19 protein-coding genes are annotated in these 22,715 nt (G+C 70.8%); 8 read left to right on the top strand and 11 right to left on the bottom strand.

What is annotated here, in order from left to right; genetic code table 11:
• Window positions 1-40 precede the first annotated feature (40 nt).
• The gene (locus tag ACLQ2S_RS12375) at window positions 41-1,444 is read right to left on the bottom strand and encodes a glycosyltransferase family 4 protein (protein ID WP_425701707.1); all 1,404 of its coding nucleotides are present in this window, start codon (window positions 1,442-1,444) and stop codon (window positions 41-43) included.
• Window positions 1,445-1,804: 360 nt separating this feature from the next.
• Here ACLQ2S_RS12375 and glgX point away from each other — a divergent pair, with 360 nt between their 5' ends.
• Genes glgX through treZ form a run of 3 tightly spaced genes read left to right on the top strand, consistent with a single transcriptional unit; the run spans window position 1,805 to window position 7,950 of the window.
• Window positions 1,805-3,922 carry a glycogen debranching protein GlgX gene (gene glgX, locus ACLQ2S_RS12370; protein ID WP_425701706.1) on the top strand — a complete coding sequence of 706 codons (2,118 nt, stop codon included), beginning with the start codon at window positions 1,805-1,807 and terminating at the stop codon, window positions 3,920-3,922.
• A gap of 1 nt (window position 3,923) precedes the next feature.
• Complete coding sequence (gene treY, locus ACLQ2S_RS12365) at window positions 3,924-6,209, top strand: malto-oligosyltrehalose synthase (RefSeq protein ID WP_425701705.1); 2,286 nt, start codon at window positions 3,924-3,926, stop codon at window positions 6,207-6,209.
• 16 nt (window positions 6,210-6,225) lie between these two features.
• A complete protein-coding gene (gene treZ, locus ACLQ2S_RS12360) occupies window positions 6,226-7,950 on the top strand; it encodes a malto-oligosyltrehalose trehalohydrolase (protein WP_425701704.1) in 1,725 nt (574 codons plus the stop codon).
• 287 nt (window positions 7,951-8,237) lie between these two features.
• Here treZ and ACLQ2S_RS12355 read toward each other — a convergent pair whose 3' ends face one another.
• From ACLQ2S_RS12355 to ACLQ2S_RS12340, 4 genes are all read right to left on the bottom strand, one after another.
• Entirely contained in the window at window positions 8,238-8,678 is a 441-nt protein-coding gene (locus ACLQ2S_RS12355; RefSeq protein ID WP_155220352.1) for a hypothetical protein, read from the bottom strand.
• A gap of 362 nt (window positions 8,679-9,040) precedes the next feature.
• Window positions 9,041-10,174: a hypothetical protein gene (locus tag ACLQ2S_RS12350; RefSeq protein ID WP_230462445.1), complete on the bottom strand. Its 1,134-nt coding sequence runs from the start codon at window positions 10,172-10,174 to the stop codon at window positions 9,041-9,043.
• A gap of 95 nt (window positions 10,175-10,269) precedes the next feature.
• Window positions 10,270-11,148 (bottom strand): inositol monophosphatase family protein, encoded by an 879-nt coding sequence (locus ACLQ2S_RS12345; RefSeq protein ID WP_196222507.1) that lies wholly within the window; start codon window positions 11,146-11,148, stop codon window positions 10,270-10,272.
• Between the two features lie 103 nt (window positions 11,149-11,251).
• Window positions 11,252-12,205 carry a DMT family transporter gene (locus tag ACLQ2S_RS12340; RefSeq protein WP_155216799.1) on the bottom strand — a complete coding sequence of 318 codons (954 nt, stop codon included), beginning with the start codon at window positions 12,203-12,205 and terminating at the stop codon, window positions 11,252-11,254.
• An 81-nt stretch (window positions 12,206-12,286) separates the two neighbouring features.
• Between ACLQ2S_RS12340 and ACLQ2S_RS12335 the strand changes: the two genes are divergently transcribed.
• The 4 genes from ACLQ2S_RS12335 to ACLQ2S_RS12320 all read left to right on the top strand — a co-directional run bounded on the left by ACLQ2S_RS12335 (window position 12,287) and on the right by ACLQ2S_RS12320 (window position 16,585).
• A complete protein-coding gene (locus ACLQ2S_RS12335; RefSeq protein ID WP_425701703.1) occupies window positions 12,287-13,219 on the top strand; it encodes a LysR family transcriptional regulator in 933 nt (310 codons plus the stop codon).
• 59 nt (window positions 13,220-13,278) lie between these two features.
• On the top strand, window positions 13,279-14,727 hold the full coding sequence (gene argG, locus ACLQ2S_RS12330) for an argininosuccinate synthase (protein WP_309223050.1): 1,449 nt from the start codon (window positions 13,279-13,281) through the stop codon (window positions 14,725-14,727).
• A 39-nt stretch (window positions 14,728-14,766) separates the two neighbouring features.
• Window positions 14,767-15,114, top strand: a complete 348-nt coding sequence (locus ACLQ2S_RS12325; RefSeq protein ID WP_155216794.1) for a hypothetical protein — start codon at window positions 14,767-14,769, stop codon at window positions 15,112-15,114.
• 169 nt (window positions 15,115-15,283) lie between these two features.
• Window positions 15,284-16,585 (top strand): S8 family peptidase, encoded by a 1,302-nt coding sequence (locus tag ACLQ2S_RS12320; protein ID WP_425701702.1) that lies wholly within the window; start codon window positions 15,284-15,286, stop codon window positions 16,583-16,585.
• 61 nt (window positions 16,586-16,646) lie between these two features.
• Here the strand turns inward: ACLQ2S_RS12320 and ACLQ2S_RS12315 are convergent, their stop codons facing one another.
• Genes ACLQ2S_RS12315 through ACLQ2S_RS12305 form a run of 3 tightly spaced genes read right to left on the bottom strand, consistent with a single transcriptional unit; the run spans window position 16,647 to window position 18,312 of the window.
• Window positions 16,647-17,636, bottom strand: coding sequence for an NAD(P)-dependent alcohol dehydrogenase (locus tag ACLQ2S_RS12315; RefSeq protein WP_309223048.1), 990 nt, complete (start codon window positions 17,634-17,636; stop codon window positions 16,647-16,649).
• Window positions 17,633-17,857 carry a helix-turn-helix transcriptional regulator gene (locus tag ACLQ2S_RS12310; RefSeq protein ID WP_375335320.1) on the bottom strand — a complete coding sequence of 75 codons (225 nt, stop codon included), beginning with the start codon at window positions 17,855-17,857 and terminating at the stop codon, window positions 17,633-17,635. Before ACLQ2S_RS12310 ends, ACLQ2S_RS12315 begins: the two co-directional genes overlap by 4 nt.
• On the bottom strand, window positions 17,851-18,312 hold the full coding sequence (locus ACLQ2S_RS12305; protein WP_230462443.1) for a hypothetical protein: 462 nt from the start codon (window positions 18,310-18,312) through the stop codon (window positions 17,851-17,853). Before ACLQ2S_RS12305 ends, ACLQ2S_RS12310 begins: the two co-directional genes overlap by 7 nt.
• 26 nt (window positions 18,313-18,338) lie before the next feature.
• On the opposite strand from ACLQ2S_RS12305, the gene bla reads away from it, so the two are divergent.
• Window positions 18,339-19,301 (top strand): class A beta-lactamase, encoded by a 963-nt coding sequence (gene bla, locus ACLQ2S_RS12300; RefSeq protein WP_155216790.1) that lies wholly within the window; start codon window positions 18,339-18,341, stop codon window positions 19,299-19,301.
• A 43-nt stretch (window positions 19,302-19,344) separates the two neighbouring features.
• On the opposite strand, the gene ACLQ2S_RS12295 is transcribed toward bla, so the two are convergent.
• The 3 genes from ACLQ2S_RS12295 to ACLQ2S_RS12285 form a co-directional block, all read right to left on the bottom strand.
• The gene (locus ACLQ2S_RS12295; protein WP_155216788.1) at window positions 19,345-20,430 is read right to left on the bottom strand and encodes a hypothetical protein; all 1,086 of its coding nucleotides are present in this window, start codon (window positions 20,428-20,430) and stop codon (window positions 19,345-19,347) included.
• 85 nt (window positions 20,431-20,515) lie between these two features.
• Window positions 20,516-21,994, bottom strand: coding sequence for a glutamate-cysteine ligase family protein (locus ACLQ2S_RS12290; RefSeq protein WP_155216786.1), 1,479 nt, complete (start codon window positions 21,992-21,994; stop codon window positions 20,516-20,518).
• A 125-nt stretch (window positions 21,995-22,119) separates the two neighbouring features.
• The gene (locus ACLQ2S_RS12285; RefSeq protein WP_155216785.1) at window positions 22,120-22,659 is read right to left on the bottom strand and encodes a hypothetical protein; all 540 of its coding nucleotides are present in this window, start codon (window positions 22,657-22,659) and stop codon (window positions 22,120-22,122) included.
• Between the last annotated feature and the right edge of the window lie 56 nt (window positions 22,660-22,715).

Raw genomic sequence — 22,715 nt, 5'->3', positions numbered from 1 at the left:
GACGAAAGTCGCTCCGGCCGAGGTGGCGGCGGGAGAAGGGTCAGCGCAGCCCGGCGGCGGCGAGCAGGTTGCCCTCCGGGATCGCCGGTAACGCCCGCCCGTGCGCCATCTGACGCGCCGCGCGTTCCGCCGCGAACGCCGGTGCCTGGGCGATCGCCGAGGCGTACGTCGAGGCGGTGCGGCTGGCGATGGCGGCCCAGCCGTACTGCTCGTGCACCATGATCCGGGCCCGCCGGGCCAGCGTCCGGGCCCGTTCGGCGTCGGAGAGCAGGGTGTGCACCGCGTCGGTCAACGCCTCCGGATCACGCGGCCGGAAGGTCACGCCGGTGACGCCCGGCTCCACGATCTCGGCGAGCCCGCCGGTCTCGGCGACCGCCAGCGGCGCACCGGCGGCGGCACCCTCCAGCGCCACCATGCCGAACGGCTCGTAGATGCTGGGCACCGCGAAGCAGTCCGAGGCGGCCATCACCGCAGGAAGATCCGTGCCGCCGAGGAACCCGGGCAGGCTGACCGTGCCGGTCAGGCCGAGCCGGTGCACGTCGGCCTCCAGTTCACCCCGGTACGGCCCGTCGCCGACGATCACCGCGCGCAGCCCCGGGTGCCGCTCCCGCAGCCGGGGCAACCCGGCGATCAGGTGCTGCACCCCCTTCTCGTAGACCAGCCGGCCGGCGAAGGTGACCAGCGGACCGTCCCCGGCGAACCGGGCGCGTGCCTGCGCCACGGCGGCGGCGGAGACCCGCCAGCGGTGCGGTTCCACCCCGTTGGGCACCACGTCGACGCGGCCGGTGGGCACCCCGAACAGGCCGGTCACCTCGTCGCGCATGTAGCCGGAGCAGACGATCACCCGGTCCGACTCGCCGCCCAGCCAGTGCTCGACGCCGTGGATGGTGCGGTTCATCTCCTCCGGCAGCCAGCCCTGGTGCCGACCGGCCTCGGTGGCGTGGATGGTGGTGACCAGCGGCAGGTCGAGGTGGTCGCGCAGGGTGATGGCGGTGTGGGCGACGAGCCAGTCGTGGGCGTGGATGACGTCGTAGTCGCCGGTGGTGGCGGCGTGCAGCGCGGCGCGGGTGAGGGTGTGGTTGAACGCCATCGTCCAGGCCAGCAGCGAACCGGTGGCCAGGGGGAAGGTGACCGGGTCCTCGGCGGCGCGGACGACGCGTACGCCGTCGACGTGTTCCTCGAGCGGTGCGCCGTCGGCGTGCCGGGTGACGACGGTGACGTGGTGACCGGCGGCGGCCAACGCCACCGACAGCGCGTGCACGTGTCGGCCGAGACCACCGACGAGCACCGGCGGGTACTCCCACGACAGCATCAGGATGCGGCGGGCCTGCGACCCGGCGGTGGCGCCGGACTGCGTCGGCACCTGGGGGCGCGAGGTGAGCGTGGGGCGGTGGACGCGGTCCGGAGCGGTGGCGCTACGTCCACCGACCCGCAGGGTGGTCACATCAGTCTCCGTCCGTGCAGGGAGGAACGCGCCGACATCGGTGGCGGCGAGAGGGCAGGGTTGGGTTTCGGACACGCGTGGACGCGCCCGTGGTGCGAGGATCTCCATAGGCGCGCTGACACACGCCCGCGAACAAGGAAACGTCATGACGGCCGATCCCGCATCTCGAACAGGGCCGCAGTGACCGACGACACCGCAGGGTTCAGCTCAACTCAATCGGGCGGATATCGGACATTCACCCGATCGGATGGATTGGTGATGGGCCGTGCGGGGCATTACCGCCGCGCGCATCACCGGGCCGCCCCGGCGGGTGCGCTCATGGTGCGGGCGCGCTCATGACACGTGGGCCGAAGGAGCGACATGCAGGTCTGGCCGGGCGAGCGGTACCCCCTCGGCGCCACCTACGACGGGATGGGCACCAACTTCGCGATCTTCTCGGAGGTGGCGGAACGGATCGAACTCTGCCTCTTCGACGAGTGGGACACCGGCGCCGAACGCCGGGTCGAGCTGCGGGAGGTCGACGCGTACGTCTGGCACGCCTACCTGCCGGGGATCGGGCCGGGCCAGCGGTACGGCTACCGGGTGCACGGGCCGTACGACCCCGGCAACGGGCTGCGCTGCAACCCGGCCAAGCTGCTCATCGACCCGTACGCCAAGGCCATCGACGGTGACGTGCAGTGGGACCCGGCGGTCTACGACTACCACCATGACGACCCGGAGCGGATCAACACCGACGACTCGGCGCCGTTCATGCCGAAGTCGGTGGTGGTCAACCCGTACTTCGACTGGGGCAACGACGCGCCGCCGCGCATCCCCTACCACCACTCGGTCATCTACGAGGCCCACGTACGCGGGCTCACCATGCGGCTGCCCGGCATCCCCGAGGAACTGCGCGGCACGTACGCCGGCATCGCCTCACCCCCGATGATCGAGCACCTGACCCGACTCGGCATCACCGCCATCGAGCTGATGCCGGTGCACCAGTTCGTCAACGACCACCGCCTGGCCGACCTGGGCCTGCGCAACTACTGGGGTTACAACACCATCGGCTTCTTCGCCCCGCACCACGCGTACTCGGCCCTGGGACACCTCGGCCAGCAGGTGCAGGAGTTCCGGGGCATGGTGAAGGCGCTGCACGCCGCCGGCATCGAGGTCATCCTCGACGTGGTCTACAACCACACCGCCGAAGGCAACCACCTCGGACCGACGCTGAGCTGCAAGGGTGTCGACAACCCCAGCTACTACCGGCTGTCCGAGGACGACCGCCGCTACTACGTCGACTACACCGGCACCGGCAACAGCCTCAACGTACGCAGCCCGCACTCCCTCCAACTGATCATGGATTCGTTGCGGTACTGGGTGACCGAGATGCACGTCGACGGATTCCGTTTCGACCTGGCCGCCACCCTGGCCCGGGAGTTCTACGACGTGGATCGGCTGTCCACCTTCTTCGAGGTGGTCCAGCAGGACCCGGTGGTCAGCCGGGTGAAGCTGATCGCCGAACCGTGGGACATCGGCCCCGGCGGCTACCAGGTCGGCAACTTCCCACCGCAGTGGACCGAGTGGAACGGCAAGTACCGCGACACCGTGCGCGACTTCTGGCGCGGTGAACCGGCCACCCTCGCCGAGTTCGCCTCCCGCATCTCCGGCTCCGCCGACCTCTACCAGGACGACGGGCGTCGCCCCTTCCACAGCATCAACTTCGTCACCTGCCACGACGGGTTCACCCTCGCCGACCTGGTGTCGTACAACGACAAGCACAACGAGGCCAACGGCGAGGACAACCGCGACGGCGAGAGCCACAACCGCTCCTGGAACTGCGGCGTCGAGGGTGACACCGACGACCCCGGGGTACTCGGCCTGCGCGCGAGGCAGCGACGCAACCTCATCGCCACCCTGCTGCTGTCGCAGGGCGTACCGATGATCGGCCACGGCGACGAACTGGGCCGCACCCAGCGCGGCAACAACAACGCCTACTGCCAGGACAACGAGCTGGCCTGGATCGACTGGGACAACGTCGACGGCGACCTGCTCGACTTCACCCGCCGGCTGGTCGAGTTCCGCCGCCGGCACCAGGTGTTCCAGCGTCGCCGCTTCTTCACCGGCCTGCCGGTGCGCGGCCGCGGCGTCGACGAGCCGCTGCCCGACCTGGCCTGGTACACCCCCGACGGGCGGGAGATGACCAGCGAGGACTGGGGCAACGACTTCGGCCGCTCGGTGGCGCTGTTCGTCAACGGCGAAGGCATCCGGGAACGTGGCCAGTACGGCCAACGCCACCACGACGCCTCGTTCTGGCTCTGCTTCAACGCCCACGACGCGCCGCTGGACTTCACCGGACCGCCGGTCGAGTTCGGCCAACGGTGGGACCTGGTGATCAGCACCGCCGAACCGGACCAGGACAAGGGCACCACGGTGGAGGCCGGTGGCACGATCTGCGTACCGGACCGCTGCCTGGTGGTGCTGGAGAGGACGGCCTGACATGCCGGCCAAGCCCGTCGTCGCCACCTACCGGGTGCAGGTGCGGCCCGGCTTCGACCTGGCCGCCACCGCCGGTCTCGCCGGTTACCTCGCCGACCTCGGCGTCACCCACCTCTACAGCGCGCCGCTGCTGGCCGCCGCCCCGGGCAGCGCCCACGGCTACGACGTGGTCGACCACCGGCAGGTCAACCCGGAACTCGGCGGCGAGGCCGGCCGCCAACGGTTGCTGCGGGCCCTGCGCGACGCCGGCCTCGGGCTGGTCGTGGACATCGTCCCCAACCACGCCGGGGTGGCCGTGCTGGCGGCCAACCCGGCCTGGTGGGACGTGCTGCGCCGGGGGCCCGACTCGGCGTACGCGAACTGGTTCGACATCGACTGGCAGCGGGGGCGGCTGCTGCTGCCGGTGCTCGCCGACACCCCCGACGCCCTCGACGATCTCAAGCTCGCCGACGGGGAGCTGCGCTACCACGAGCACCGCTTCCCGATCGCCGACGGCACCGGCGACGGCAGCGCCCGCGAGGTGCACGACCGGCAGCACTACGAGCTGGTCTCCTGGCGTCGGGGCGACGCCGAACTGACGTACCGTCGGTTCTTCGCCGTCTCCGGCCTGGCCGGGCTGCGGGTGGAGGACCCGGAGGTGTTCGCCGCCACCCACGAGCTGATCCTGGCCTGGGCGGCGGCCGACGAGGTCGACGGCATCCGGGTCGACCACCCCGACGGGCTACGCGACCCCGCCGGCTACCTGGCCCGGTTGCGCGCCGCCGCGCCGGACGTCTGGCTGGTCGTGGAGAAGATCCTGGAGTACGGCGAGGAGTTGCCGGCCTGGCCGGTCGACGGCACCACCGGCTACGACGCGCTGGGCGCCGTCGGTGGGCTCTTCGTCGACGGCGACGCCGAAGCCGACTTCACCGCCCTGGACACCCGACTCGTCGGCCGGGCCACCTCCTGGGCCGACCTGACCCACGACACGAAACTCGGTGCCGCCACCCGCCTGCTGGCCGCCGAGCTGAACCGGCTGGCCGCGCTCGCCCCGGACGTGGCACCCGAGGCGGCCCGCGCCGCCCTGGCCGAACTCGCCGCCGCGTTCGCCGTCTACCGGGGTTACCCGCCCGACGGTGCCCGGCACCTGGCCAACGCCCGCGCCGAGGCCGGTCGTCGACGCAGCGACCTGACCGGCGCGCTGGACGCGATCACCCGCCGGCTCCGCGACCCCGACGACGAGCTGGCCCGCCGCTTCCCGCAGTTCACCGGGGCGGTGATGGCCAAGGGCGTCGAGGACACCGCCTACTACCGGTGGAGCCGGTTCGTCGCGCTCAACGAGGTCGGTGGCAGCCCCACCCACTTCGGCACCCGGCCCGGCCGCTTCCACCGCTTCGCCGCCGCCCGCCACCAGCGCTGGCCGACGAGCATGACCACCCTGTCGACCCACGACACGAAACGCGGTGAGGACGTCCGGGCCCGCCTCGCCGTCCTCGCCGAACTGCCGCGCCGCTGGGCCGAGGCGGTCACCGGCTGGATGGCCGCCGTGCCGCTGCCCGACGCGGCCCTGGCGCACCTGCTCTGGCAGACCGCCGTCGGCGCCTGGCCGATCGAGCGGGAGCGCCTGCACGCGTACGCCGAGAAGGCGGCCCGGGAGGCGGCGGTCGCGACCAGTTGGATCGACCCCGACCCCGCCTTCGAACGAGCCATGCACGCCCTGGTCGACGCCATGTACGACGACCCGACGGTCTCGTCGGAGCTGGCCGCCCTCGCTGCCGTGATCACCCCGCCCGGCTGGTCGAACTCGCTCGGGCAGAAACTCGTGCAGCTCGCCATGCCCGGGGTGCCCGACACCTACCAGGGCACCGAACTGTGGGACAACTCCCTGGTCGACCCGGACAATCGCCGTCCGGTCGACTTCGGCGTACGCCGGGAACTGCTGGCCCGGCTCGACGCCGGCTGGCAGCCGGAGGTGGACGACACCGGCGCGGCGAAGCTGCTCGTGGTGTCGCGGACCCTGCGGGCCCGCCGTGACCTGCCGGAGCTGTTCGGCGACTACCAGCCGGTCGTGGTGCGCGGCCCGGCGGCCCGGCACGCCGTCGCCTTCGACCGGGGTGGCGCGGTCGCCGTGGCCACCCGGCTGCCGCTGCGCCTGGCGGCGGCCGGTGGGTGGCGGGACACCACCATGTCACTACCCGTCGACGAGATGTCGTGCCTGTTCACCGGTCGGGTCTACAGTGGCTCCCAGGTCCGTCTCGCCGATCTGCTGACCAACTATCCCGTCGCGTTGCTGGTGCCCACCACCTGACCCGGGAGGCTGCGTCATGACCGAGTTCACCGTCTGGGCGCCGGAGGCGAAGCGGGTGCGGCTGCACCTTCCCGGCACCGCCGACCACGAGATGCGCGCCGGACGGGACGGGTGGTGGCGGGTCGAGGTGCCCGACGCCGTCCGCGACTACGCCTTCCTGCTCGACGACCACGAGCAGCCGCTGCCCGACCCGCGCTCGCGCTGGCAACCGGCCGGGGTGCACGGGCCCAGCCGGATCTACGACCATTCGGCGTTCACCTGGAGCGACGGGTCGTGGACCGGGCGGCAACTGCCCGGCAGCATCCTCTACGAGCTGCACGTCGGCACCTTCACCCCGGAAGGCACCTTCGACGCGGCGATCGGCAAACTCGACCACCTGGTCGACCTCGGCGTCGACCTGATCGAACTGCTGCCGGTCAACGCCTTCAACGGCGAACACAACTGGGGGTACGACGGCGTCTGCTGGTACGCCCCACACGAGCCCTACGGCGGACCGGACGGCCTGAAACGGCTCGTCGACGCCGCCCACGCCCGCGGGCTGGGGGTGATCCTCGACGTCGTCTACAACCATTTCGGGCCCTCCGGGGCCTACGCGCCGAGGTTCGCGCCCTACCTGTCGGAGCGGCACACCCCCTGGGGACAGGCGGTCAACCTGGACGGACCGCACTCCGACGGGGTACGCCGCTTCATCATCGACAGCGTCCTGATGTGGCTGCGCGACTACCACGTCGACGGGCTGCGCCTCGACGCCGTACACGCCATGCCGGACAGCCGCGCGGTGCACCTGCTGGAAGAGATCGCCGTCGAGGTCGAGTCGTTGTCTGTGCACCTGAATCGACCGCTCTCCCTGATCGCCGAGTCCGACCTCAACGACCCCCGGCTGATCACCCCACGCGAGGCCGGCGGCTTCGGCCTGCACGCCCAGTGGAACGACGACGCCCACCACGCCCTGCACACCCTGCTCACCGGCGAGCGGCAGGGGTATTACGGCGACTTCGGCAGCATGGAATGCCTGGTGGAGGTGCTGCGCGGCGGGTTCTTCCACAGCGGTAGCTGGTCCAGCTTCCGCCAGCGTCAGCACGGCCGCCCGGTCGACAGACGCACCCCCGGCCACCGCTTCGTCGCGTACCTGCAGAACCACGACCAGATCGGCAACCGGGCGGTCGGTGACCGCCTCTCGGCCACGCTGTCGCCCGCCATGCTGCGGGTGGGGGCGGTGCTGCTGTTGACCGCCCCCTTCACCCCGATGCTGTTCATGGGGGAGGAGTGGGCGGCGTCGACGCCGTGGCAGTACTTCGCCTCGCATCCGGAGCCCGAGTTGGCCGCCGCCGTGGTCACCGGCCGCCGCGCGGAGTTCGCGTCGCACGGATGGTCCGCCACCGAGGTGCCGGACCCGCAGGACCGGCAGACCTTTCTGCGCTCCCGGCTCGACTGGGCCGAGCTGGACAAGCCCGACCACCGGGCGATGTACGACTTCTACCGGCGCTTGATCGCGCTGCGGAAGTCACGGGCAGAGCTGTCGGATCCGCACCTGTTCGCTGTCGACGTACGGCACGGCGACCGGTTCCTGGTGCTGCGACGAGGCGGCTGCCTGGTAGCCGCCAACCTCGCCGACAAACCGCAACTGGTGACGCTTCCCGGGGTGGCCCGACGAGTTCTGCTGACCACCGGCGAAGGCGTCACCGTCCAACGCGACCGCATCGAGTTGCCTGCGGAAACAGCAGCGATAGTGGCGCTGTAGGCAACCGCTTCCGCGAGCGTGACAGTCCTCAGAACTCTGATTTCACCGTGACCTCAAAATGGACCTACTTCCGGCGGGCGATCCGGCCGAGGCGGTGGCCCCTGGCCGGGGTGGGCCGGATGCTGGTCGCGGCGGCCGAGGGCCGGGTGCGGCCTTCGACGCGTACCCTCCTCGGCGAGCGTGCCCGCACCCGACCCGCACCCCCCGGCGTGGCCCGCCTGGCCACCCTCGTCGGCTGCCCCGGTCGTTGGACCGATGATTCGTCCGTCAGGCGGTGCCGGACCGGATCAGAAGTACCGTATTGCGCTCTTCGAGTACGTGGTGTACTGGTTGCCCGGGTAGAAGGTTGATCCGTACACAACGACCTCAAAGTCGGTGAGGCCGTAGCTGGAGTAGAGGGTGCCGGTAAAGGTCTCGCAGGCTTGGTAGTAGACGGTGTGGTCGGCCATGGCGGTTCCCCATTGGATGGTCACGCGCGAACTCGGATAGGTGTTCTGCCCACAAAGCGTCACCGAGTAGCTCGCCTGGCCGCCCCCCTTCACCCCCGTCATGCTGCCACTGGCGGTGCCGAGGGGAACGGTGTTGTTGTAGCCGCCTTTGACCGACACGGTGAACGTGCCCGTGCCCGCCTGGGCGCTGGCTGCGGGAAGCATGGCCACTACGCCCAACGCGCCAGCGGCAGCTGCGGCCAAAAGGCGGACGAAGCGGGAAGAACGAACTTTGGGCATGCCTACTCCAGACGTAAAGGAAAGATGCGCTCACGGTGTGAGCCGACTGTGAACCCAATGCTAGACGGACTAAGGCTCGAAAGCACCAGTCAGATAGAGATCAACCTATGGGTATGTGCTGCGCGGCTAATGCTCTACCTCAATGTCACCATTTACACGACGCATGATGAACGCAAGCATCCTCAAATCGAACGACCTCTTCCTGACCGATGACCCTATTGCGATGCATCGAATAGTGCAGGGCAGGCGCTTGGTGCAAAGCAGTCACAGTCGGCACGACCGGCCGCACTGATCTCGTCGGCTCGTACCCTGCTGACTGAGCCTGCCCGACGACGGCCCGAGCGTGACCAGGCCCGAGGATCTCAGCGGCCGGCGCGTTTCCAGGCGCGGTAGAACTCCTTGTAGAGGAAACGCTGCACCGGTGTGCCGGCGGCCGATACCTGTTTGCCGAGCGCGCGTGCCCCGATCCACATGCCGGCGACCTTGGGTACACCGGGCACCGACTCGGTCACCGAGGCCACCCCGTTCACCAACTCCTGTTCGACCGGCGAGAGTGCCACCCGGCGCAGACCGAGCCGTTCCAGAAGCTGTCGTTTCGCCCCGTTGATGTCGCGGGCGAGGCGAAGGTGGTCCTCGTCGGTGACGCAGCGAGCGACGGCGGCCCGCAGCTCGGCTGCCTTGTCCCGGTAGTCGGCGATCCGGGTGACGACCAGGTCGATCCAGTCGCGTTCACCGAGCCGGCCGGTCTCGTCCGCCTGCCAGAGGCGACCGCCGAGCAGCGGTAGCTCGAGTTCGAGGAGTTGTACGCGGTGGCTGTCGCTGTCGTCCGCCGCCGTGACGAGGGACTCGTGGATCCCCCGGATAGCCTTGATGACGTCGAGTACCACGGTCTCCGTCGCACCCTCGGTGGAGAGGTCGAAGGTCAGCAGGAAGTCACGCCGGACGGGATGGGCCTGGTAGGACCGGCTGGTGGCGTCCGCTCGCGCCTGGTACTTCAGCCCACGCGCGAGGGTGGCCGCGACGTAGACCTCCTCGCCTGGCGGTGCCATGGCTCTCAGCGAGCCACGTAGCACGATCGAGGCCGCTCGCGCCCAGGTGCCGAACGGATCGTCCTCCACGCCGTCGGAGGTGTTGATTCGATCCGCGTGATGACCGGCGATCCGGACGTTCGCCGCCTGGAAGGCACACCAGCCGTGAATACGCTTCGACAGCGAGTTTCGCGCGTGGGGAAGGGCGTCGTCGCAGGTGACAGCTTGCTCGATGAACTGGCCGAGGACCTGGTTTCCGCGCCAGCTCTGCAACTCGTGCAGCGCCGTCTCCTCGGCCTCGCGCACCCGGCCGATCTCATTGTCGGTAAGTTGCAGAGGGTGCAGCAGTCCCGCGTCGGTCAACGCCCGGAGGAGATACGGCCTGGCACCGAAGTCGGCGGCTGAAGGGTGGGCGAGTACCGGGTGCGCCACCCACACCCGTTCCATGAAGATCAAGGATTGGATCAACTCGACAAATGCTTGACGGGCGAACGGATCATCGGGCCGAGTCGAACGATTCTGCGCGACGACGAAATCTTCCGCGCTGATGATCGACGTGACGTCTACGAGGACTTCGGTGTTCCGGTGCGGGAGTCCCCGGCTAGCTCCACGAACCACTCGACGGCCTCCGGGCGACCCATCACGGTGCTGGCGAAAGTCGGCTCTGGTTGGGCAAGCGTTTCCATGGGCACCGGCAGATGCCGTTTCCCCTTCACATCTGTGGACATTAGACCGACGATCTCACCGAGGCACAAGCCTGCGAGGCCGTCCCAGACCTTCTGTCGAGGGCGGTAGAAGAGGTCGAAACGCGGTGCGTTCGTCGCGAAACCGGTGAGATTCAGGGCGGTACGCACCATGTCCAGCGTTTGTGACGTGGTCCGGGTCTTCAGGGCGTAACCGGCCTCGGTCATGGCGGTCTCGTGCGGCGGGGCTTCCGATCGGGCGCTGCGGGTCAAAGATGCGACACGAACGGGTCCGGTGTTGTATGCCGCTGGTCTGCCGTTGACCGTGATCGTGCCGTCGGCTCGGCTGCCGACCACCACGATGGGATTGCCGTCGTCGCCCAGCTCCGGCGCGACGATGAGCGCGGCGACCGGCTCCCGCCGCTCCAGCAGACAGACCACTGAGCAGAACTCGACGCTGCGCGGATTGACGAACTCGGCGGTGCCGTCGATCGGGTCGATCACCCAGATCCGCTCGGGTTCCTCGTCCTCACCGGGCCGCCACGCACCGCTGCCCGACTCCTCTGCCAGCACCCGTGCCTCGGGGTCCACCGCGCGGATCCTGGTGATGACCATGTCTTCGACCGCGAGGTCGGCCTCGGTGAGCAGGGTTCGGTCGGTTTTCTCCCGCACGTCCAACTCGGCTATCCGGGATCGGTACGCGGCAAGGATGTCCAACAGCTCATTCGTCAGGTCGGTCCACAACGGGTCAAGGTTCATCGACTCGACACTCCTCGCGACCGGCTCCGCACCGCCCTCGATCGATGTGGCCATCATTCCACGCACATGTTCATCGGCCGGGCAGCGGGCCAGCAGGGCGGTGTCAGCGACGTGTGGCGAAGACGACGCCGGTCAGGCAGAGCGCGCCGCCGAGCAGCGCCAGGGGTGCCGGTACCTCGCCGAGCAGCGTCCAGGACAGCAGGACGGTCACCGGCGGGACCAGGTAGGTGGCGGCGGTGGTACGGCCCGCCGTCCAGCGGGACAGCACGTAACCCCAGGTCAGGAAACCGATCGCGGTCGGGAACACGCCCAGGAACAGCACGCCCAGGGTGGCCGGCGGCTCAGCTGCGGCGAGTTCCGCCAGCAGGGTGGGGGTGAACGGCAGCAGGGCCACCGTCCCGGCCAGCGCGCCGAGCCAGGTCATCGTGGGCGCGTCCATCCGCGCCAGGAGACGCTTCTGGAGCAGTACGCCGAAGGCGTACAGCAGGGCGGAGAGCACCGCCAGCGCGACGCCGAGCTTGTCGGCGTGCCCGGTGAAGCCGCTGGCCGCGATCAGGGCGACCCCCACGAAGGCGACCGCCACCCCGACACCGAGCCGGCCGGTTAGCCGCTCGCCCAGCACGAGGACCGCGGCCACCGCGACGAGGATGGGCGCGACGGCCACCAGCAGGGCCGCCGTCCCGGCGTCGACGAGCCGCTCGGCGGCGTTGAGCGCCACGTTGTACCCGCCGAACCAGGCGACTCCCCAGAGTGCGACGAGCCCTAGTGTTCCGCGACCGGGTAGGGCGATCCGGCGGGGCGGTTGTGCGGTGACCGCGACGAAGACGGTCAGCGCGACCGACGCCGCCATCATGCGGCCCAGTGCCATGGCGCCGGGGGAGTAGTCGTGCCCGGCGAAGCGGATGCCCACGAACGCCGAGGCCCACAGCAGAACGGTGGTCCCGGCGGCGGCGACGATCGGCCAGGACCGGGGTCGCTCCTTGCGCGGCGTGGTGCCGGTCCCGCCATGGATGGTCGGGATCGGTGCGGCGGGTCCGGTCGTCGACGGGCTGCTCATGGGGCGATTCTCGGCCGCCCGAAGGTTCAGCACCAGCGAATGTTTCTTCACAACTGTTTAGTCGCGCTTTATTGTTGTGTCGTGCTCGACGTGCATCGCCTCCGGGTCTTCCGTTCCGTCGTGGCCTCCGGGTCGGTCCAGGCCGCCGCCGCCAACCTCGGCTACACGCCGTCGGCCGTCAGCCAGCACCTCACCGCGCTGCAACGCGAGACGGGTCTCACCCTCCTCGCCCGAGCGGGTCGGGGCCTGCGGCCCACGGCCGCCGGGCACGCCCTCGCCGCCGAGGCGGATCGGGTGCTCGCCCGGGTCGGCGCGGCCGAATCGCTCATCGCGGACCTGCGCACCGGTCGCACCGGGGCACTGTCCATCGCCTACTTCGCGTCGGTGGGCGCGGCCTGGATGCCGCAGGTGGTGCAGGCCATCCTCACCGAACTTCCCGGGGTGCGGCTCGACCTGCAACTGCGCGAACACATTCCCGACAGCCGGGAGGAGCGCGCCGACGTCCAGGTGGTCGTGGCGGGCGCCGATTTCGACCCCGGGTCGGGTTTCACCGCCCACCACCTTCTCGACGACCCGTACGTTGCCGTGGTGCCGGCCGGGCACCGCCTCGACGGCACGCTGGAGACGGATCTGGCCGACCTCGCCGACGAGCGGTGGGTCGACAACGACTTCGCCCGGGGCTGGTGCCGCGCCGCCCTCATCGAAGCCTGTACCGCCGCCGGGTTCAGCCCGGCCTTCCGGGTCGAGGCGCACGACTACCGGACGGCGCTGGCCTTCGTCGCCGCCGGCATCGGTCTCACGGTGTTGCCCGCGCTCGGCGCGGCGCAGCTGCCGGAGGGCGTGACCTGTGTCCGACTGCTCCGCCCGACGCCGACCCGGTCGATCCACGTGGTGGTGCACGACGCGGTCGAGCACACCCCGGCGGTCCGGATGGCGGTCGCCGCGCTACAAGACGCCGCCCGCGCCGCCCGCGCCCCGGTCAGTCCCGCGTCTGCCGGATCGCCACCGGGCTGACGGCGGCGATCCGGGACTCCGGCTTGCATGGGTATGCGTGCTGGTGCATACTCTTCCTTGTGTCCAAGGTTCTGACCTCCCTGCCCATCGGTGAACGTGTCGGCATCGCCTTCTCCGGTGGCCTCGATACCTCCGTCGCGGTCGCGTGGATGCGCGACAAGGGCGCCATTCCATGCGCCTACACCGCCGACATCGGCCAGTACGACGAGCCCGACATCGCGTCGGTGCCCGATCGGGCGCTCCGCTACGGCGCCGAGGTCGCCCGGCTGGTCGACTGCCGTGCCGCCCTGGTGGAGGAGGGTCTGGCCGCGCTGACCTGCGGCGCCTTCCACATCCGCTCGGGCGGTCGGGCGTACTTCAACACCACGCCGCTGGGCCGGGCCGTCACCGGGACGCTGCTGGTCCGGGCGATGATCTCCGACGACGTGCAGATCTGGGGCGACGGCTCGACCTTCAAGGGCAACGACATCGAGCGGTTCTACCGCTACGGCCTGCTGGCCAACCCGCAGCTGCGCATCTACAAGCCGTGGCTCGACACCGACTTCGTCAATGACCTCGGTGGCCGCAAGGAGATGTCGGAGTGGCTGCAGGCGCGGGGCCTGCCGTACCGGGACAGCACCGAGAAGGCGTACTCCACCGACGCCAACATCTGGGGGGCCACCCACGAGGCGAAGACCCTCGAACACCTCGACACCGGCATCGAGACGGTCAACCCGATCATGGGTGTCCGGTTCTGGGATCCGGAGGTGGAGATCCCCACCGAGGACGTGTCGATCGGCTTCGACCAGGGTCGGCCGGTCACCATCAACGGCAAGGAGTTCGGCAGCGCCGTCGACCTGGTGCTGGAGGCCAACGCCATCGGTGGTCGGCACGGGCTGGGCATGTCCGACCAGATCGAGAACCGAATCATCGAGGCCAAGAGCCGGGGCATCTACGAGGCGCCCGGCATGGCGTTGCTGCACGCCGCGTACGAGCGGTTGGTCAACGCCATCCACAACGAGGACACCCTGGCCAACTACCACAACGAGGGCCGTCGGCTCGGTCGGCTGATGTACGAGGGCCGCTGGCTCGACCCGCAGGCGCTGATGTTGCGCGAGTCGCTGCAACGCTGGGTCGGCACGGCGGTGACCGGTGAGGTGACGCTGCGGCTGCGTCGGGGCGAGGACTACTCCATCCTGGACACCACCGGACCGGCCTTCAGCTACCACCCGGACAAGCTGTCGATGGAGCGTACGACCGACTCGGCCTTCGGCCCGGCCGACCGCATCGGTCAGCTCACCATGCGCAACCTGGACATCGCCGACTCGCGGGCCAAGCTGGAGCAGTACGCGCACCTGGGCATGGTCGGCGGTGCTCCGCAGCGGGTGGTCGGTGCCGCCCAGGCGGCCTCGACGGGACTGATCGGCGCGATGCCGGAGGGTGGTGCGGAGGCCATCGCCTCCCGGGGTGTGCCGTCGGCGGAGGACGAGGCGCTCGACCGTGCCGCCATGGAGTTCGGCGTGGACTGACCGGGGCGGTCCACGACGCCGACTAATACACTGACCGCCATGAGCGGGGACGCGGTCGGCCCGGGTGGGTCCGGACGGTTTGCCTCCTGGCTCGGGATCACCGCTGCCGTCGCGATCGCGGCGGCAGCGTGGGTGGGCTACTGGTGGCTGGCGGTGCCCCGCCACGACCTGTGTGCGGCGGTGCTGCCCGCTCCGGCCGGCTGCCGGGCGGCCGACCGGGTGCCCACCGCCACCACGTGGACGGTGGTGGTCGCCGTGATCGCGCTCGCCGCCGCCGGCCTGGCGGTGGTCCGTCCGCGGCGCCGCTGGTGGCCCTTTGCCGTTGCCCTGGTCACTCTCGCCGTGGTGGCGCTGTGCGGCCTGTGGTCGGTGCGCTACGCGACCTGACGGCCCGTGGTCGACGGCCGTGCAGCGGGTAGCATCGTCGTTGATCGATGGCCCCGTCGAGCTGCGGAACAACGGGGACCGCAACGGGGGTCGGTCGGAAGGGCGACACATGCGGTTACCGCAGGTCCATGCATTCCTGAGGGGCACTTCGCGTCGATCGGCCGCGACGGTGACGGCAACGGCGGTGGCGGTCGCGTCGCTGGTCGGCGTCGGCGCACCAGCGGCGGCGGCATCCGCCCCGATCATCGCAGCCGGCGCGCCGAGCGCCGTGCCGGGCAGCTACATCGTGGTGCTCAAGGACAGCGTCGTGCTCAAGGGCAGCGGCGTGCTGGCGCGCGACGGCCGGGTGCCGGCCGGGGCCATGTCCGCACCGGCCCGTCGTACCGCCGCGGACGCGGTGGAGCGGACGGCGCGGTCCCTGGTCGACCGGCACGGCGGGACGGTTCGGCACCGCTACGCGGCGGCCCTGCGTGGCTTCAGCATCGAGGCCGACGAGGCGGCGGCCCGGCGGATCGCCGCCGAACCGTCGGTGGCCTTCGTCGAGCAGAACCGCCGGGTGCGGCTGGCCGACACCACACCGCTCGCCGCGCCACTCACCGCGCCACTCACCGCGCCGTTGGGTACGCAGCCGGACCCGCCGTCGTGGGGCCTCGACCGGGTCGATCAGCGTGACCTGCCGCTGGACGACTCGTTCAGTTATCCGCCCAGCGCCGGCCAGGGGGTGCACGCGTACGTCATCGACTCCGGCATCCGCCTCACCCACGAGGACTTCGGCGGACGGGCCGTCAGCGGCATCGACGTGATCGACGGTGGGTCCGCCGACGACTGCTACGGCCACGGCAGCCACGTCGCCGGCACGCTGGGCGGCGAGACGTACGGGGTGGCCAAGGAGGTCACCCTGGTCGCGGTGCGGGTGTGGGCGTGTGACGCCACCGGCGACATCGCCACCACCACCCAGGCCATCGACTGGGTCACCGCGAACGCGCAGCATCCCGCCGTGGCCAACATGAGCTTCGGCCGGCCCACCTCGGTCAGTCCCGGCGCCTACGAGGCCGCCACCATCGGTTTGATCAACTCGGGGGTGACCGTGGTCGCCTCCGCCGGCAACGACGCCGGTGACGCCTGCTCGAAGACACCGGCCTTCATCCCGGCGGTGCTGACCGTGGGGTCGACCTGGCCGGACGACGGTGCCGCCTGGCTGAGCAACCACGGCCCGTGCGTGGACCTGTTCGCCCCCGGACAGAGCATCGTCTCGGCCGGTCACAGCAGTGACACCGCCGTGGCGACGATGACCGGTACGTCGATGGCCGCGCCGCACGTGGCCGGCGCCGCCGCGCTGATCCTCGCCGAGCACCCGACCTGGACCCCGGCCCAGGTGCACGCCCAGGTGCTGGCCGACGCGACCCCGGACGTGGTCGTCAACACCCGACCCGACACCACCGGGCGGATGCTGTACGTGCCCTCCTCCTGAGCCGAGCCCGGCGGTCCCGCCCGCTGTGTCGGGCGGGACCGTCCAGGTCCGGGTCGGTCACCTAACCGGGTGCGTCGACGGTGATGACGATCTTGCCGATGGGATGTCCGTCGGTGAAGTGGCGCAGCGCGTCGGCCGTCTCCGCGAGCGGGTAGCTGCGCTCGATCGGCGGGGTGAGCGCGCCCGACTCGATCAGGTCGCGCAGCGCTTCGAGGTCCTCGACGCGCTCGCGGGCGCTGACGGCGCGCAGCCGGTGGCCGACGACTGTCGACAGCAGGGGTGCGCCGAGCACCTGGCGGCCGTAGCCCCCGAGCACCGCGCCCCGGGTCCAGTCGCCGCCGACCAGTGCCAGGGTGCCGCGCGGGGCGAGCGCGCGTCGCAGCAGCGACAGCGGGCGGTTGCCGCCGGTGTCGATGACCACGTCGTAGACCGGGCCGTCCCGGTCGATCTCCTCACGGGTGTAGTCGAGCACCTCGTCGGCGCCGAGGGCGCGGACGGCGTCGATCGCCGTGGGATTGCAGACGCCGGTGACACTCGCCCCGTACGCCTTGGCGATCTGCACGGCCTGGGAGCCGACCCCACCGGCCGCGCCGATGACCAGCACCCGGTGACCGGGGCGCACCTGGCCGGTGTCGCGGACCGCGCGCAGCGCCGTCATTCCGGAGATCGGCACGGCGGCGGCCTGCGCGAAGGTCAGGTTCGTCGGCTTTGCGGCCAGCCGCCGTTCGTGGGTGGCGGTGAACTCGGCGTACGACCCGCGCAGGGAGGTGCCGTACACCTCGTCGCCGGGGCGCAAGCGGGTGACCCGGGCACCCACCTCGGTCACCACGCCCGCCACGTCCCGGCCGAGCACCGGCACCCGGGGGCGGCGCAGCCCGGCCGCGAGCCGCACCAGGTAGGGGCGTCCGGTCAGGAAGATCAACACTCCCGGGTCGACACCGGCGGCGCGTACCCGCACCAGCACCTCGTGGTCGCCGACGGTGGGGCGGTCGAGGTCGCGGAGCCGGATTGTGGACGGTGGACCGTAACGGTCGTACGCGATGGCCTTCACGATTCCTCCTCGGGGTACTGGAACACGTCGTCGAGTCGTACGCCGAGCACGTGGGCGATCCGGAAGGCCATCTCCAGTGAGGGGGAGTAGCGGCCCTGCTCGATGGCGATGACGGTCTGTCGGGTCACCCCGAGCCGTTCGGCCAACTCGGCCTGGGTCATCTCGTCGCGGGCGAAACGCAGCGCCCGGATGTTGTTGGTGACGCGCGTCGGCTTCACCACTGCGGCACGCCCTTGCGGTAGACGACGACCTTCGCCAGTGAGCCGACCACCGCCGACAGCACGAAGCAGAGGTAGATCACGTTGGCGATCCAGAACCAGTGCCACTGGGCCATCGCCATCACCATCGCCGACACCGCGCCGATCACCACGAACGCCTGCCCGACGTGGTCGCCGAGTCGCCCGATCTCCCGGTCGCGCACGTCGCTGACCCGCGAGGCGCGCGGGTTCACGACGCCCAGCACGATCTCGACGACGATGCTGGCGGCGATCGCGCCGCCGATCGTCCAGAGCAGCACACCGGCGTACGGCGTCGAGGTCAGCCGCCCGTCGTCGGCCCGGCTCAGGATCACGGCCACGTAGCCGGCGTAGGCGACCGCGCTGACCACGAGCGTGATCCAGGCCCGCTTCTCCTGGTGCGTCATCACCGGCTCCTCGATGTAAAGAATTATTGACATGCCCAGAGTAAAGTTTCTTAGACTCGATGTCTAGAAAGTTTTACATCCCTGCTCGGAGGAGGACCCCAACCGTGGCCCGTACCCGTCACAGCTGTGCCGTCGTGCTCGCCGCCGTACTGGCGCTCGGCCTACCCGCCGGCTGCTCGCCGGGCACCCCGACCACCACGACACCGACGGTCACCGAAGGGTGGTCGTCCGCCGCCCCGATCACCGTCGACTTCGCGCCGCTGGAACGCGAGTTCGACGCCCGCCTCGGCGTGTACGCCGTCGACACCGGCACCGGCCACACCGTCACGCACCGGGCCGACGAGCGCTTCGCGTACGCCTCGACCTTCAAGGCCCTCGCCGCCGCCGCGGTGCTCGCCGCGACTCCGACCGAGGAACTGGACCGGGTCGTCAGCTACTCCCGCGACGACCTGGTCACCTACTCGCCGATCACCGAGCGGCACGTGGACACCGGCCTGTCGCTGCGCGCCATCGCCGACGCGGCGGTGCGCTACAGCGACAACACCGCCGGGAACCTGCTGCTCGATCGACTCGGTGGGCCGGACGGCTTCAAGCAGGTGCTGCGTGACCTCGGCGACGAGGTCACCGAACCGGCGCGATGGGAGACCGACCTCAACGCGTACGTCCCGGGCGACGACCGCGACACCAGCACGCCCCGCGCCCTGGCCACCACGTTGCGGGCGTACGCGGTCGACGACGCCCTCTCCGCGCAGGACCGGGCCGTGCTGGTCGACTGGCTCAAGCGCAACACCACCGGAGACACGACGATCCGGGCCGGCACGCCGGACGGCTGGGAGGTGGGCGACAAGACCGGTACGGCCGCCCACGGGACACGCAACGACATCGCGGTCGTCTGGCCGCCGGAGCGGGCCCCGATCGTGCTGGCCGTGCTCTCCAGCCGGGACCGGCCCGACGCCGACAGCGACGACTCCCTGCTCGCCCGGGCCGCCGAACTCACCCTCGACGCGTTGCGCCGAGGCTGACCGCCGGCCACCGGGTCGACCGGTGGCCGGATCCGGATGCTCGTCAGCGGGCCGACGCGGTGGCGGGACCGGTCAGGTCGAAGTCTGCGGTGACCGGGGCGGGTCCGACCCGTACCGGCCGTGCCCCGGAGACCTCCGCCGCGTTCGGGAACCAGCGGCTCGGCGCGTACGCGCAGTCGCAGCGCAGCAGCACCCGCTGCCCCGGCAGTAGCCGCAGGGTGTAGTCGGAGCCCACGTCGACGGTCCCCACCACGTCGCCGGTGCCCGCGTGGAAGGCGATCACCTGGGAATAGTTCGGCATCTCGTCGACGGTGATGGTGCCGCTGACCACGGTGCCCGCGACCAGCTTCTGGTCGGCGGTGACGGTCGAGCCGGCCCGGACCCGCACCGGACGCGCCTGCCTGCGGTCGGCGACGCCACCGGACCACTGGCTGGCCAGCCCGTAGCCGGTGTAGTAGAGCGGCCAGTGGTACGGCCCGAGGCCGGTGAGCGTGTAGCGGCCGTCGTCGTCGGTCATCGGGCCGTGGTCGCCGTACTTCGGATGGGGGACGACCGGCAGCGGCAGCACGTATCCGGCGGAGACCGGGGTGCCGTCCGCCGCGCGGGTGACCCGACCGGTGACCGTGCCCGGCGGGTCGAACCGGACCGTCGGGGCGGTGACCGTCCGGCCCGGTCGCACCTGGACGGTCGCCGCATGCTCCCGCTGGCCGGTGCCGCCGTGGCGGCCGACCCACTGCACGCCGTGCCGCGCGGTGTCATAGGGGCGGGCCAGCAGGTGGTAACGGCCGGGCGGCACGTCGGTGGCGAGCACCTCGCCTCCGTCGACGTCGGTGCAGCTGAGGTGGCGACCGGCCTGCTCCTCGCCGAGCGCCACGACGGTGAGCCGGTCGCGTTCGGCCGGGACCAGCCACACGCAGCCACGGGCGACGGCTCCGGTGGCCGCGTCCCGCAGCGTGGTCCGTACCTGGCCGGGGGTGGTGGCCGACGGGTGCCGGTGGGCGGAGGAGGTGACAGTGAGGGGCGCGGCGTCGCGCTGAGTGGGACCGGGGCTCGCCGTGGCGGCCTGCGGCAGGCTCACGACCAGCAGGGCGACGGTGAGTGGGACGGCGTGACGTAGTGACCGCGACATCGGCGGGATCCTCTCCACCCGGCGGACGAAATGCCCTCACGGTAGTCGCCGTGCAGGTGTCGTCACGCTTTGTGTCGGGAGGTGGTCAGGGGATCGGCCAGTCGTGGACCGGCCGGTTGCTGTGCATCAGCTCCACGTAGTGCCGCACCACCTCGCGCAGGGCGTCCGGGCGGTCCAGTTGGTCGGCCGACTCCAACCGGTGCAGGGTCGCCACCTGCCAACTGGCCCCGTTACGGCCGGTCAGGCAGCGCTGTTCGATGATGCCGAGCAGCCGGTCCCGCTCGTCGGGCTCGACACCCCACCGGTCCAGACCGTGGTGGGCCAGGGGCAGCAGGCGGCGCAGCACCAACTCGGTCACCGGCAGGTAGCCCAGGCCGGGCCAGAAGACGTGGGCGTCGATGCCGTGCCGGGCGCAGGTGTTGAAGTTCTCCTCGGCGGCGCTGAACGACATCTGCGACCACAGTGGCCGGTCGGCCTCGGCGAGTGCCCGGACCAGCCCGAAGTAGAACGCGCCGTTGGCGACGGTGTCCAGCACCGTCGGCCCGGCCGGCAGGACCCGGTTCTCCACCCGCAGGTGCGGTCGGCCCCGCACCACGTCGTAGACCGGCCGGTTCCACCGGTAGATGGTGCCGTTGTGCAGCCGCAACTCGGCCAGGTGCGGCACTCCTCCGGCGGCGAGCGTCTCGGACGGGTCCTCCGGATCGCAGACCGGCAGCAACGCCGGGAAGAAGCGCACGTTCTCCTCGAACAGGTCGAACACGGAGGTGATCCAACGTTCGCCGAACCAGACCCGGGGGCGTACGCCCTGGGTCTTGATCTCCTCGGGGCGGGTGTCGGTGGCCTGCTGGAACAGCGGAACCCGGGTCTCGCGCCACAACTCACGGCCGAAGAACAGCGGCGAGTTCGCGCCGAGCGCCACCTGGACCCCGGCGATGGCCTGGGCGGCGTTCCAGTAGTCGGCGAACTGCCCGGGGCTGACCTGGAGGTGGAACTGGGTGCTGGTGCACGCCGCCTCCGGCGTGATCGTGTCGACGGTGATCGCCAGCCGCTCCACCCCGTTGACGGCGATCCGCAGGTCCTCTCCCCGGGCCGCGAAGATCTGCTCGTTGAGCAGCGCGTAGCGGGGGTTGGCCGACAGCGTGGCGGCGGTCAGGTGCTCCGGCCGCACCGTGGGCAGGATCCCGATCATCACCAGGTACGCGCCGACCGTACGGGCCTGCTGGTCGGCCGCGTTCAGGCTGGCGCGTACGTGCTCCTCGAACTCGGCGGTGCCGACACCGGTCAGCCGCCGTGGTGCGACATTGATCTCGATGTTGAACTGGCCCAGTTCCGTCTGGAAGCTCGGGTCGGCCACCGCGCGCAACACGTCGGCGTTGCGCATCGCCGGCATCGACTCGGCGTCGACCAGGTTCAGCTCGATCTCCAGCCCGGTCATCGGCCGGTCGACGTCGAACCGGGACTCGCGCAGCATCTCGGCGAAGACGTCGAGACAGCGGCGCACCTTGTCCCGATAGCGTGCCCGATCCTGGCGGCTGAAGGTCTGTACGCCGACTTCCTCGCCCATTGGTCACCACCCTGTCACCGCTGGTACCCGGAACGTCGCACGTCCATGCCACCCCGCGCGGGTCGACGCCCACCGTCGCGGTACCGGTCCCCGCGCGGTGTCGCAGCCCTCGCCGACGCCGCGGCTCAGCTCACCGCAGTGCAGGCGGCCACCGTGGCGATGACCAGCACGCCCAGCACCGCCTGGAGCAACAGCGGCGGCCCCAGGTGCGACCACATGGTGGCGGTACGCGGCCGGAGCAACTGCCCCGTGGTCAGGTTGACGATCCGTTCGATCTTCGGCGCCAGGTCGGGATCACCCTGGTCGCGCAGGGTCAGCTGGACGTGGTCGGCCGGATGCAGTGCGCTCTGCGGCAGGTGCCCGTGCAGCTCCACCTCGTAGAGGCGGCCGTCGGCATCCCGTAGGCGGACCGGGGTGACCAGGTATTCGGGGCCCTTCTTCAGCTCCTTGAAGCTGCGCCGACCGGTGCCGGAGCCCGCCGAGAGCACGGCGCGTACCAGCCGGGCGAGCAGGCCCGCCACCCCGGCAGCCGCCAGCACCAACACCAGCACCGGCTGCCCCACCCGCACCTCCCGGGGATAGCCGTCCATCAGACGCACGATCTGCGCGGTGAGGATCCGCCCGGTGGGGTGCAGGCTGCGCCGGGAGTACGATGTCGCGTCCATGTCACCACCCAGAGTCCACGTGTGCCTACAGATCGTATCGATCCTCGAGGTTGAAC

The organism is Micromonospora sp. DT48 (genome assembly GCF_049844495.1).
GTDB lineage: Bacteria > Actinomycetota > Actinomycetes > Mycobacteriales > Micromonosporaceae > Micromonospora.
This window is presented reverse-complemented; position numbering and strand designations above follow the sequence as displayed.